A 13,037-nucleotide genomic window follows, 5' to 3' on the forward strand; every position below is an offset into this window, starting at 1 on the left:
GAGCACGAGTTCGGCAGCCTCGCGTTTGAATTCAGCAGAAAAGGAACGGCGTTGTTTGGTCATCTGACACCTCGATCTGGCGAGCATTCTCGCCTAAATGGGTGTCCGGTTTCATTAGACCACTACAGATAGACTGAATGTGGAGTGCAATCAAACCACCATGGCAACACCTATCCGCACCCGTTCACCATGATCTGTACGAACGCAATTTGCTGGTCAGTGGCCATGCAGACAGGTAGGGCAAGTCGATGCAATTGTCCACTTAGCGTACGATTTTTTCCGTTTTCTCTATTCGCCCCGAATTTACCGCACACGAGTGGACGACCGCTTAACCACGTGAACTGCGCGAAATGAATGCAAAATAGTTAGAAACATTAAGCTATTGAATTATATGGGTAAAAATAAAGCTAACTGTTAGCTAGGGTCCAGAATTGTTCGAGGCAATCAGCAGCGGCGGCCAGACGAAGCGTTTGCGTTTCTGCAATTTGTCCGAGCCCCAGGACACCAAGAGCATGCCGATGACCGCGGCCAGGTAGGGCAGCGCCGAGAGCCAACCGGCTTCGATCATGTCCATCTGCGCACCGGCCTTGAGGATCGACGGCAGCCACAACACGAAACCGTAGACCCCAATGCTCCAGCAGAAAAACTGCAACGCGAGGATGATCACCTTCGGCGAGCGGAAGGCTTCGGCGTAGTTCTTCACCGCTTTTATGCCGACCTGTTCGGCGGCGAGGGCGCTTTCCAGATCCTGCTTCTCCTGGTCAGTCAGCCACTTGGCCTGAGCCGGACGGTCATCGGCCAGACGCCACCAGATAAACGCCCACAGCACCGCCGGCAAACCTTCGATGATGAACATCCAGCGCCAGCTGAAATGCTGCACCAGGTAACCCGACACCACCGACATCCAGAGCATGGTCACCGGGTTGCCGAGGATCAGAAAAGTGTTGGCCCGCGAGCGTTCGGCACGGGTGAACCAGTGGCACAGGTACACCAGCATCGCCGGCATCACCGCGGCTTCGACCACGCCGTGCATGAAGCGAATGACGATCAGCCAATAGGCGTTGGACACGATGCCGGTCAACGTGGCGAGCCCGCCCCAGAGGATCAGGCTGACGAAAATCAGCTTCTTCACGCTGTGCTTCTGCGCATAGATCGCACCCGGCACCTGGAAGAAGAAGTAACCGAGGAAGAACAGTGCGCCGAGCATCGACGACAGGCCCGGCGTGATCATCAGGTCGGCGGCCATGCCGGAGGCGGCAGCGAACCCGTAATTGGCGCGGTCCAGATACGCCAGGCTGTAGGTGATGAAGACGATGGCATGATGTACCACCAGCGGCGGGCGGCGAGTGATGCGGTTTTCATGATGGTGCTCCTGAGCTTGTTGTTTTTGTCGCAGCAGGTAACGGGTTACAAATCTTCAGTAACTGTGCGGGCCTCATCGCGAGCAGGCTCACTCCCACATTGGATCTAGGTCAAACACAAATCCCCTGTGGGAGTGACGGTGCGACGATTCGACCTGCTCGCGATGGCGGACTCAAACTCGACGGACATTTCAAGCCGGGTTGGCAACCCCTCCATATCCCCCCGACTCTGCACCGCCCGGCTGCCAATCCAGTTGGCCCGCTGCACGGCATCGGCAAAGCTGTGGTTTTCCAGCAACGCGCTGATCATGCCGACGGCAAAGCCATCGCCGGCTCCAACCGTGTCGACCACCGTTGCCACCGGCACGCCCGCGACGAACCCCTCATCCTGATGCGTGCGGTAATACGCGCCATGTGGCCCGAGTTTTATGGCCACCGCTTCGGCACCCTGATCGAGATAAAACGCCGCGATATCCGCCGGGTCTTCATACCCGGTCAGCAACCGACCTTCACTCAACCCCGGCAGTACCCAATGGGCGAGGGCGGCGAGGCGATTGATCTCGCTGATCATCAATTGCTCATCGGCCCACAGACTCGGGCGCAGGTTCGGGTCAAAGGACACGCTGCGCCCTGCATTGCGCATGCGAATCATCAGTTCAAACGACATTTCCCGGGCAGACGCCGACAGCACCGGAGGAATACCGGTGGCGTGTAAATGCCGAGCGTTGAGCAATGGCGGGGAGATCGACTGCACCGACAAATGACTGGCCGCCGAACCGCGACGGAAATACTCGACCGCCGGATCGCTGCCATCCTCGGTGCGGGACTTGAGCTGAAACCCGGTCGGGTGCGCCGGGTCGATGGCGACATGACTGCAGTCCAGGCCTTCTTTTTCCAAAGTGTCTACGACAAACCGCCCCAGCGAATCGGCACCCACCCGGCTCAACCACGCCACGTTGAAACCCAGCCGCGACAGGCCGATCGCGACGTTGCTGTCGGCCCCGGCAATGCGCTTGTGAAATTGGCTGACGGACGCCAGGTCACCGTTCTGTTCGGCGACAAACATCGCCATGGTTTCGCCGAACGAGAGGATATCGAACTCAGGCATGAGCATGCTCCAGGCGGGATTGGCCGAGGCGGGCGAGGGTGGCCACGTGGTCGGTGGTCAACTGCACCAAGTCATCGCCTTGCAGCGGATACTCCACCGCCCGCATAACGCCTTGGGCCATGTGCCGCAGCAGTTGTTCCAACAGATGTACGTCACTGGCAGCCGGCGGGACGGTGACCAGTTTGCCGTCGGCCCGGCGTGCAACGGCTTTGCAATGCACGTAGCCAACATGCCGGCCGAGCAACCGCGCAGCGCTGGCGGCGGACTGGTCCTGCCATTGCCAGTTGCCGATATCGAAGGTCATTTTGATCGGCAGGTTGTGCTGCTCGACTTCGCCAGAAGCGTTGAAACGGCTCGATACGGCCGCCGTGCAAGGTCTGGTCGTTTTCCACCAGCAGCTGCACCGGGCTTTGCGCGAGGATTCGGTTCAAGGCCTGGAGATCGTTGTTGTCGGTGAAGTAACCCAGGGAGACTTTCAGCCATTTGGCGCCGAAGGTTTCGGCGCGCCGGAGGGTGGTGAGCAGTTCAGGATTGGGTTTCGATTGACCGGCGAGCCACAATTCCATTGGCGACGAATAGATGCTTTCCAGACCTTGGGATTGAGTAGCGTCGGCCAGTTGCAGCGGGTCTTCATCGGTGAGCAGCTCTTCGCGCCATTCAATGTGCGTGGCGCTGGCTGCAGCCAACACGGCGATAAAACTGCCTTGGCCGCGTTGGCGTACCAGGTCGGCGCCGTAGCTCGACAGGCTGATGGAGACGGGTGGTTTATTCATTGTTTTGCACCTCTGAAACCGGTTTCATTCTTGTTCAAAAAAAATGACTGCTTAAATTATGTGGGGCTTTTAAGGGCCTCTTCGCGGGCAAGCCTCGCTCCTACAGGGGTATGCGGTGCTCTTGTAGGAGCGAGGCTTGCCCGCGAAGGCGTCCTCAAACTGCAACACGCAACGCGGTCGACCCACGCACCACCAACCGCGCCGCAAAATCCATCGTCCGCACCGCCCCGTCATCCCCGCGCAACCGCTTGAGCAAACACTCAAACGCACTCGCGCCAATCTCCGCCGTCGGCTGGGCAAGCGCCGTGATCCCGCTGCCCACCAGCGGATACCAATCCAGATCATCCAGCGCGATCACCCCGACATCCTCAAACAGATTGCACTGCAACTCACGCAAGGAATGGGTAGCGGCCAGCGCCGCAATGCCATTGGCACAGAACAGCGCTTTCGGCCCCGAGCCAGATGTGTCGAGGAAGGTTTTCAGCTGCGCAGTCAAATCACTACCGTTTTCCACCACTGCGCCGGTCAGCGCCGGACGCTGCCCGATCTGCGCCTTGAAACTGCTGACCCGCTCAATCCGCGAACTAGTGCCGTCAAACGGTTCAGTCACCATCAGCACGTCGCGATAACCGCGTTCCTGCAAATGGGCGATGGCCATTTCCACGGCTGCCGGGTTGTCCAGACCGACCAGATCACTCTCAAGCTGCTCGACCTTGCGATCCACCAGCACCATCGGCATTTCCCGATGCAGTTCACGCAACTCATCGCGGTGGTGGCCAAGGGTGTTCACGATCAAGCCTTCGACGTTATACGAGCGCAGCAACGCCAGATGCTGGCGTTCCTGCTCGTCATCGCGATCGGTGTTGCACACCACCAGGCTGTAACCGTGCTGACGGCAGGCGGTTTCCACCCCGTGCATCACGGCTATCGAATAAGGGTTACGGATATCGGCCACCAACATGCCGATCAGGCGAGTGCGCCCGCGCTTCAGGCCACGAGCCATCTGGTTGGGGCGATAGCCCAGTTCGGCAATGGCTTGCTCGATACGCAAGGCAATGGCATCGGAGAGCAGGGCGCGGTCATCGCCGATGAAGCGCGAGACGCTGGCCTTGGAGACGCCGGCGTGTTCGGCCACATCTAGCATGGTGACGCGGCTGCGTTGGGCGGCGGAGAAGTCGTTCACAGAGGCTGCACCTTATTATTGATATCAGTTGTGAAACCGTTTTCAGAAGGCATCATTCCCATTGTTGCGTCAAGCCTGAGCACCAGGTAGTCCAGTGACGAATCCGACAAACGGTCGCCTTACCTGTCAGATCTGACAGTAGTCAGCCTTTCAAACTCAGCGCCTAATTCGTGCAACGGTTGCTTTCGATACCAGAGCGTGTTTAACCCTCGCGAAAAGGATTGACGGCATGGCTGCTGACACCACACCTCTTACATTCGAAACGCCGAGAGTTATTGGAGTACTTGATGCAGAGGTCGATCCGGACGGCAATATTCCGCTTCCATTGCTGCTGAGTGGTATTGAAGTGGTTATTCCCTTATGGCCAGAACCAGCGAAGGATCCGGGTGAGATCGATACGCTGACGGTCCGCTTTGAACAGCCAGGGCAAGTTCCGGTAATAATCATTAATACCTATACATCCGTGGATTTGAGGCCGGAGTTCATTATTCGAATTGGCCCGGAACATCTGAGAAATAATGGTGCAGGTGAGTTGTGGTATGAACTTGAGAATAGCGCCGGAAATACCTCGAAATCCTTTAAGCGTCGACTGACTATTGACCACACACCCGTTCCTGAGAATCTGAAAGAAGCCGGGTTTACACATGCCAACCTCTGGGGGTATCTGAATTGCGCAACGATTCCTCCATTATGGGACGGGGTGAAAGTCGATATTCCGGCGCTCCCGGAATTTCGCGCCGGTGATAGATGCGAAGTACTTTGGCGCGGTTTTTCAACACTGAATGGAAGTGGTTCGGAAATCAGCGGCGCACGAAAGGTTGTTATCCGAGCCTCGTTAAGTGATCAAGACATACGGGAAGGGTATTCCTTGGTCATCGAACCCTACGATATTCATATAAAACCGATGGTGGACAATGATTCTGCCACTGTCATTTATCGCGTGTTTCGCGGGGCAAAGCTTGTAGGGACGTCGAAAGTTGCGCTGGTAAAAATCGACAGAATTATAAGTGGCAATGATCTTCCATGCGGGCCATGAGCTCGGCATGGATACTAAGGGTGACATTCAACGCGTGCGAAGAGGCTGATGTTTCTTGGAGTCGTATCGCAATTAATTGTGAACGCAATGGAGATGAAAAAAATGAATGCGAAAGTTGAACAAGCGAAAATGTCCAGAATGACAGTGCTTCAAGAGCGAAGCACTCGGCGCAACAGTATTCTTTCTGATGCTCCGCTTCCTACATTGTTGGCGCAAACCTTACCTGGTGGTGATTTGCGTATACCCATCGACAAATTGCAATCGCCCTTGCAATACACCGTACCCCAACCCACCGCTGAATACGATGACGATCTACTATTGCCACAGGCTCGAAAAAAAGGAGCTCCCGACTGGGATAATTTTCTGCCTGACCCACATTACATCGAGTTGGGTCCAGTTGCTGGAAGGGACTGGGCTGTGCCTTTCGAAATTCCGCTGAGTTACATGATTGAGGACACCACTCCAGAAGCGCCGACTGAATATGAGTTTCGGTACCTGTTGTATGCGAACGGAACCAACGAGTCAATTTCGCCCCCAGTTACATACGCCATTGACCGCACCTATCCATACAAAATAAAAAATCCGCCTGCAGACCGCACGCCGGGAGCCCCTTCGTGGCCGGCGGATTTGGGACCGAACGACCCGATCGATGAGGCTTACTTGGAAGGAAAGACGGGGATTCTTGTCAAGCCTGCCGTCTCCCCGACCTATCACCTAACTGACATCTACCAATTTTATTGGGGAGATGCACCTGATCCTGACCGCGACACCCCGGTGTTTGAAGGTAAATTGACGGAAGGTGGAGCGCTGATTCCGGCTGACGTGTTTAAGGCGAATGAGGGCACGAAACGGCTTATCTATCGCGCGCGAGACCTGCCTGGCAACCGGGGAAAACGATCAAATCCCAGCCAGCGAACCGTAGTTATCCTGCCGGATCCGAGCGTTATATTGCCACCAGTGATTCCGCTGGCAAACGGTCCGAGTGGCGATGGCCTGATCGACCTGGCTGATATTCAATTTGATAGCCGCGGCGTTGAAGTCAAGGTGACCGTACCAACGCCCAATGCAGAGTCCGACACAATAGTCGTTTATTGGGGGGGGACGCCGATTACTACGGAACAACGAGTAGGAACGAATACCGAACTTTCGTTCTCTGCCAGCTATGATCTTGTAAAACAGGTGTATGGCAATACCGATGGAAGTGTGGCGACAGTAATCAGTTATAAAATGTTTCGTTCACTCCGTGAGATAGCCACCCAAAATGCGACCATCGACGTGGATGTTTCATTTGTTGGTCCTGATCCAATTCTTATTGGTTTGGAGGCTCCGGAGTTGGAGACGACAGCCGGCAGCATCGACGAAATTCTCGAAACGGATTACGGCGATAATGGAATCAAAATCAAGATTGCTCTTTTTGCTGATCCTCCAACGGAAGAAGGCTGGTTGATTGATGTCTTTTACGATGACATCAAGATTGGCAATACCATTGCGTTGACGGCTGGCCAGGAAAATACAACTCTTACAATTCCTTTGCCTTGGGCGAGAGTGCTTGCACAGCAAAGCGGAACCAAGGTATTGCGCTACACCTTGTTTACGCTAACCGGGGTTAATCCAACGCAATCCAGACCAAAAGACATCTTAGTAGAAGAGTTCCCGATCGAAATGGTTGCACCGGAAGTTCTATATCTGGGTGGGCTGCTTAGAAGGATCAGCTGCCCGACACTAAACTTTCCTGCCGTCGGAAATCCTGGGGACGGGTCGCCACGGCGCAACCTGACGGTGCGAGTACCGAAAAATACGTACACCGTTGATGGAGAAACAATTACCGTGAAATGGGTGCCATATAGCACTGCAAACCCACCAGCCCCCATTCCGGGCGCAGACACTACACAGGCTTACCCTATTACCGGAACGTATCCTGATGCGGGAGCATTGATTCAAATCGGCGTGTATGACACTCACTTTAAACCCGCCCATCTCGGCTAAGGTAGAATCACTTATTCCATTTCGCGAGGGGGAGCAGGGAATAATCCAACGCCTGATTCATTGCCTGCTGAGCACGTGGTGTTTCTGACAGATAACCAAGGCAAATATTGCGAGGAAACGCTTCCTGGAGATTGATTGTAATACCACGGCGAGCGCAGTGCGCTCGCCATCTTTTTATTCCTTCAAGTGGGTGTTAGCGCGTAATTCTGATGGGCTTTCACCGGTAAAAGTCAGAAAAGTCCTACAGAAAGCCGCGATATGTCTAGCTATTCTAGCGCTGCTCAAATAGCTGGCGTGCTCTAAATGTCAGCGCCAGATTGTTATTTAAGGCAGGTGCCCGGTGAGAAAAATTGTTTTATCGAACGTCAGTAAAACATGTGGACTGACAGCAACGAGTCTATCGCTGCTGACACTCTTTGGCTCATACGCGAGCGCCGCACCCATAGTTGGTGGGAATGTCACCATTACTGGCGGTGTACCAGAAAGCTGGGGCTTGAGCCAGCAGGCAACACTGACAGTCAATGGCGCCCGGACACTGGCCATCAGCTCCAACAATTCGACACTCAATGTAAACACAGGCAGTACCACACAGCAGATTTCGGCCAGTAATGGGTCGATCGTCAATCTGAATGGCGCCACCGTCGCAGGTGCTGGCGGTCTTGCTGCTGTCCTGCTGACCAATAGCGATGCGACCATCGATAACAGCACTGTTACGGGTAATCGTCTAGGACTGCAGGCGGTTCGCAACACAGCGACTCAGACCGGTTCGAACGTCGTCGTGACGGGCAAAAGCACTATCACGGGTGTCTTGGGGGGGGCCTTGGTTAGCGCTCATAGCAGTCTCGACATCAGCGATTCAATCATTCAAGGCACCGGTGCCACGAGTTACGGTCTTCGACTGAGCAGTGGACAAGCTGTTGCCAGTAACAGCACTTTTGCAGGCGGAGAAGACGGTGTACGTATTGATGTTGATGTGAATGACGCACAACCTGCCGTATTGACACTTGAAAGCAGCACTGTCCAAGGTCACTCCGGTTCGGCGATCGTTGTCGATTTCAACAACGCTTCAACGCTGCCTGCAACCATCTCGCTGACCAACTCCAGGTTGCTGGCCGGTAACGAGACGTTGCTGGACGTGAGAGGCGGCGCCAACGTCTCCATGACCGTCAATGGCAGTACTCTGGACGGGAATTTTGTTTCCGAGCAAGGCAGTACCACTCAACTGGTCCTGCAAAACAATTCGGTTTTGACCGGACGCCTGGACAATATCGCCAGCACCACGATTAACGACACTTCCCGATGGGTAATGGTGGAAAACAGTGACGTTGACACGCTTGTTCTCAACCGCGGCGGATCGGTGGTGTTTGGAGGCACGAACGCTTTCTATCAACTGAACGTGACCAACCTCTCCGGCAACGGTCGATTCGTGATGGGAACGGATTTCAGTACGGGCCGAACTGACTTGCTGAATGTCAGCGGAAGCGCCACTGGCAGTCATGAACTGCTGATCACCAGCAGTGGCCTGGATCCAGCGGCGGGTCAACCTATCCGTGTCGTGCAGACTGCCGGGGGCGATGCGAATTTTTCTTTGGTCAACGGCGCGGTTAATCTGGGGACCTTTTCTTACGGTCTGGCCAAAAGCGGCAATGACTGGATACTCGATCCAAGCACCCGGACAGTGAGTCCTGGCGCACGATCTGTACTTGCACTGTTCAATACCGCATCGACCGTTTGGCTAGGTGAACTGACCTCATTGCGTACTCGGATGGGGGAACTGCGTTTCGATCGCCGCCAGGCAGGCGCGTGGGGACGTACATATGCCAACAAATACAACGTCGCCGATGGCTCGGGTGTCGGTTATCAACAAACCCAGCAAGGTTTTACCTTGGGTGCGGATGTTCTGCTGCCCTTCGGAGACGGTCAATCGTTAGTCGGGGTGATGGGTGGGCGTAGTCAATCCAATCTCAACCTGAATGCCGGCACCTCAGGCAGTGTGGAAAGTTACTACCTGGGTACGTACGTCACTTGGCTGGATGCCCGGACAGGCTACTACTTTGATGGTGTGCTGAAGGCAAACCGTTTCCGTAATGACGCAAAGGTGGGGTTGAGCGATGGTGCCCGGGCCAAGGGAGACTATGACAACTCGGGGCTGGGTGGATCTTTCGAGTTCGGCAAACACATCACCTTTGCCAATGGCAACTTCCTCGAACCCTTCACTCAATGGTCTGCCGTGGTCATTGAAGGCAAGGACTATTCCCTGAGCAACGATTTGCGAGCTGAAGGAGATCGTTCACGTTCGTTTATCGGAAAGTTGGGGGCGACCGCCGGTCGAAATATAGAACTGGGGCAGGGACGTGTGGTACAGCCGTACCTACGCGCTGCATGGGCTCATGAGTTCGCAAAAAACAATGAGGTGCAGGTCAACAACAACGTTTTCAATAACGATCTGTCAGGTTCCCGCGCGGAGTTGGGGGCGGGTATCGCTGTAGCGATGACAAAAAATCTTAATATGCATGCGGACTTTGAATACAGTAGCGGTCAATACATCGAACAACCTTATGGGGTCAATTTAGGCCTTCGTTATTTGTGGTAAGTCACTCTGTAATGATTAATTAAAAAGGAAGCAATGCTTCCTTTTCAATTTGTCAGATCATCAGTTATGCCGCCAACGTTCGGTAGCCGATGGCTCCCTTGGCAGAAAAGTCCACATCAAGAGTCAGCTGTTTGAGGTCATCATCGTCTCGATTCACGACGACTGCCTTTTTCAAAGTCCCCGAAAATATACCCGAAACGTCATCGTATTCGAGCTCGGCTGTTCCTGAAATCTGAGTGTAAACAACAGCTTTTTCTGGATTGCTGTTGTCAACAAAGGTCAGGCGAACCTGATGCGACTCTGGATTCAGATCGTAGGATGTATTTTCCAGTCCCTTCGACAATGAAAGGGTGAGTTCTTTCGTCGTGTACTCCGGATCGGGCTTGCGATGACGAGCAAACAACATGTGAGCCTCGCCATGAGGCGGTGGGAACGTGTGCTCTGAGAGTTCCACAAGGCTGGCGTCGAATACTTCGGTGTCGTTTATTGTTCCTTTACAATTTCCAGCGCCCACGGCGTTTCTTAGCTTCTGCGTGATCATGTTCATCAATACGGTCTCCCTAGTCATGACAAGATATCCCGCTATTAATAAAACGTTCGGGATGGGGTATAAAACCGCCATTGGATGCTGCTGTAAACTGTCAAGCCTGACAGTTTACAGCGCCTTCAAAGTGTGATTTTTTTCTGAGTGTTGGTGGTGGTAGAAGTTCTTTATTATCCGATCCAGACACTAAGCCACGTCGAACCAGCCAGCAATAAACCCATGGAGCGATTGAAGTTTTGCAAGGCCTTGGTTGAATGCAGCCATTGATTGACACTTGATCCAAGCAGCGCCCAGGTAGTCATACAGGGCAGCGCTATCGCGAAGAAAACAAAACTCAAATTCAGGACCTGATGCAAACGATCGGAACCGTTGCCGGCAAACACACTGATGACCGCAATCGTCATCATCCAGGTTTTTGGATTTATCCATTGCAGGGTTGCTGCCGTTACAGCACCTGGACGTCGACGATTATCGTGTGAGTCCGGATCGCGGATTTCTGGCGTCGAATGGAAAATCTGCCAGGCGAGGTAACTCAACCAGGTAACCCCAAGCCATTGCAGTGCGGTTTGAAGCAGGGGGATCCGCGGCAGGGACTCACCCATGCCACAACCCACCAGTAGAACGATGAGTGCAGCACTGGCGCAGGCGGCAAAGATGATGGGCAGTGTGGCTTTGAAGCCATACCGGGCGCTGTTGTTCAACACCAGAATATTGGTCGGCCCCGGCGTGATCGAGGCAACAAAAGCAAACAGCAAGAAAGGTAACAGCGTGGGGACAGTGGACGGCATGGAAGCGGCTCCGTAAATGATTCAGGAGTCGATCCTCACAATATCTGCCTCAAGCGTCTGGAACATTTGAGCAGCGCTTGCGGTACAGCGCTGGCGTCAACCCATAAGCCCGGACGAACCAGCGCCCCAAGTGACTTTGATCGGCAAAACCCAACTCCATCGCCACTGCCGCCGGTTGCGCGCCGCTGGCGAGCATTCGCCGAGCCTTGGACAGGCGCAGTTGCACCAGATAGGCGTGGGGCGCTAGCCCATAGGCCGCCTTGAACGCACGGGTCAGGCGGAAGCGGTCGACGCCTGTTGCAGCGGCGAGCTGGTCAAGGCCGATGTCGTATTGAGCGTTGGCGTGCAGGTACTCCCGAGCCCTCTGGGCCACCAGCGGCAGACGCGGGTCTTCGCCATAGCGGGTGCGCCAGTGCAGGTGACTGGTCAAACGCTCCAGCAAACCGTCGAGCGCCGTCTCGCGCACGATCTTCAGTTCGCCGCCATGCAAGGTTTCAAATGCCAGACAGGTAGTCCGGGCCAGTCCAGGGTCGCTGGTCAGGGTGTTGGCGAAACTCAACTGACCGTTGAGCGGTGCGTTTTCAAACAGACCGCTCAATTCGCGCTCCAGCCACAACGGGTCGATGTAAAGCATCCGATAGGTGAAGCCGCCTTCAGTGGGGGCTTCACCGTCATGGATGTCCCCCGGCTCGAGCAAAAACACTTTTCCCGGCGTGCTCTGGTGCCTGGCACGCCGACAATTGAACTGCTGGACACCTTGCTCGGTCACGCCCACCAGGTAGCTGTCATGCCAGTGCGGATCGTAAGCGTGACCCTCGAAATGCGCGCGCAGGGGCTCGATGCCGGTGTCGCCGTCCTGGACCAAATCGAGCCAATTGTGAGTGGTCATGCTGCACCTGCGAGACGGATTGCCGATTTATTTAACGCCCGCGCCGGGAATAATGACTAGAACGTTTGTGCAACGGTCAGCCAAACAACCCTGCAGCGATGTTGATCGAGAACCCCAGAATCGCCGTATTGAACAGAAAACCGATCAGTGATTGCGCCAGCACAATCTTGCGCATGCTCCGTGTCGCCACGCCCACATCCGAAGTTTGCACCGCCACGCCGATGGTGAAAGAGAAATACAGAAAGTCCCAGTAATTGGGGGTTTCCAGACCTTCAGCAAAGCGCAACGCCAGGTCTTCACCGTCCCAGGTGTAGAACAGACGGGCGTAATGCACGCTGAAAATCACCCCAATCAGCAACCATGACCCGATCACCGTCAGCGCAGTGGAGCCGTAGCGCAGCAATTTGCTCGCGGTTTCCAGCTCCTTGCTCCCGGCGAGTTCGAAGGTGATGGTGCCGAGGCTGGCCAGTGCTGCAATGCACACCACCAGCAACACCAACCCGGCGTTTTCGTCTTCGACCTCGGCAATGCGTTTCACGTCGGGCGCCTTGGCGCGTGCGGCAAGCCAGAACATCAGGATCAGGTAAGTCCAGACCCCGACATTCCAGCCAATGAGGATTTTACTGATGACCGAATCGGCCGGAGCCAGAATGCCTGCCGCGACACCCAGGGTGGCGGCGGCGGACAGGCGAGGGTGGGTGCGGGCGAGGAAGGGCATGAGTGCTCGATGGGCCGGGGTTATGCAAACACCTTAGCCCAGCGTCATGCGTTGTGGC

Annotated in this window: 9 protein-coding genes and 2 pseudogenes; 3 read left to right on the plus strand and 8 right to left on the minus strand. The window is 55.0% G+C overall.

Features of this window, described 5'->3' with window-relative positions:
• Nucleotides 1–436 precede the first annotated feature (436 nt).
• The 4 genes and pseudogenes from EYC95_RS21405 to EYC95_RS21420 all read right to left on the minus strand — a co-directional run.
• Nucleotides 437–1,362 (minus strand): annotated as a pseudogene (locus EYC95_RS21405) (MFS transporter); the annotation flags it as partial.
• Nucleotides 1,363–1,467: 105 nt separating this feature from the next.
• Nucleotides 1,468–2,469 carry a sugar kinase gene (locus tag EYC95_RS21410; protein WP_131062113.1) on the minus strand — a complete coding sequence of 334 codons (1,002 nt, stop codon included), beginning with the start codon at nucleotides 2,467–2,469 and terminating at the stop codon, nucleotides 1,468–1,470.
• Nucleotides 2,462–3,242: pseudogene (locus EYC95_RS21415) on the minus strand (sugar phosphate isomerase/epimerase family protein). Before EYC95_RS21415 ends, EYC95_RS21410 begins: the two are co-directional and overlap by 8 nt.
• 154 nt (nucleotides 3,243–3,396) lie before the next feature.
• The gene (locus tag EYC95_RS21420) at nucleotides 3,397–4,425 is read right to left on the minus strand and encodes a LacI family DNA-binding transcriptional regulator (RefSeq protein ID WP_131062114.1); all 1,029 of its coding nucleotides are present in this window, start codon (nucleotides 4,423–4,425) and stop codon (nucleotides 3,397–3,399) included.
• Between the two features lie 229 nt (nucleotides 4,426–4,654).
• On the opposite strand from EYC95_RS21420, the gene EYC95_RS21425 reads away from it, so the two are divergent.
• From EYC95_RS21425 to EYC95_RS21435, 3 genes are all read left to right on the plus strand, one after another.
• Nucleotides 4,655–5,461 (plus strand): hypothetical protein, encoded by an 807-nt coding sequence (locus EYC95_RS21425; protein ID WP_131062115.1) that lies wholly within the window; start codon nucleotides 4,655–4,657, stop codon nucleotides 5,459–5,461.
• Nucleotides 5,462–5,509: 48 nt separating this feature from the next.
• On the plus strand, nucleotides 5,510–7,447 hold the full coding sequence (locus EYC95_RS21430) for a hypothetical protein (RefSeq protein ID WP_131062116.1): 1,938 nt from the start codon (nucleotides 5,510–5,512) through the stop codon (nucleotides 7,445–7,447).
• Nucleotides 7,448–7,787: 340 nt separating this feature from the next.
• Nucleotides 7,788–10,040 carry an autotransporter outer membrane beta-barrel domain-containing protein gene (locus tag EYC95_RS21435; RefSeq protein WP_131062117.1) on the plus strand — a complete coding sequence of 751 codons (2,253 nt, stop codon included), beginning with the start codon at nucleotides 7,788–7,790 and terminating at the stop codon, nucleotides 10,038–10,040.
• Nucleotides 10,041–10,104: 64 nt separating this feature from the next.
• Here the strand turns inward: EYC95_RS21435 and EYC95_RS21440 are convergent, their stop codons facing one another.
• The 4 genes from EYC95_RS21440 to EYC95_RS21455 form a co-directional block, all read right to left on the minus strand.
• Nucleotides 10,105–10,587: an RHS repeat protein gene (locus tag EYC95_RS21440; protein ID WP_131062118.1), complete on the minus strand. Its 483-nt coding sequence runs from the start codon at nucleotides 10,585–10,587 to the stop codon at nucleotides 10,105–10,107.
• Nucleotides 10,588–10,754: 167 nt separating this feature from the next.
• Nucleotides 10,755–11,372 (minus strand): LysE family translocator, encoded by a 618-nt coding sequence (locus EYC95_RS21445; protein WP_131062119.1) that lies wholly within the window; start codon nucleotides 11,370–11,372, stop codon nucleotides 10,755–10,757.
• Nucleotides 11,373–11,421: 49 nt separating this feature from the next.
• Nucleotides 11,422–12,261 carry an AraC family transcriptional regulator gene (locus EYC95_RS21450; protein WP_131062120.1) on the minus strand — a complete coding sequence of 280 codons (840 nt, stop codon included), beginning with the start codon at nucleotides 12,259–12,261 and terminating at the stop codon, nucleotides 11,422–11,424.
• 76 nt (nucleotides 12,262–12,337) lie between these two features.
• Nucleotides 12,338–12,979, minus strand: coding sequence for a DUF1345 domain-containing protein (locus tag EYC95_RS21455; RefSeq protein ID WP_131062121.1), 642 nt, complete (start codon nucleotides 12,977–12,979; stop codon nucleotides 12,338–12,340).
• Nucleotides 12,980–13,037 lie beyond the last annotated feature (58 nt).

It is taken from the genome of Pseudomonas sp. BGI-2, assembly GCF_004310295.1.
Lineage (GTDB): Bacteria > Pseudomonadota > Gammaproteobacteria > Pseudomonadales > Pseudomonadaceae > Aquipseudomonas.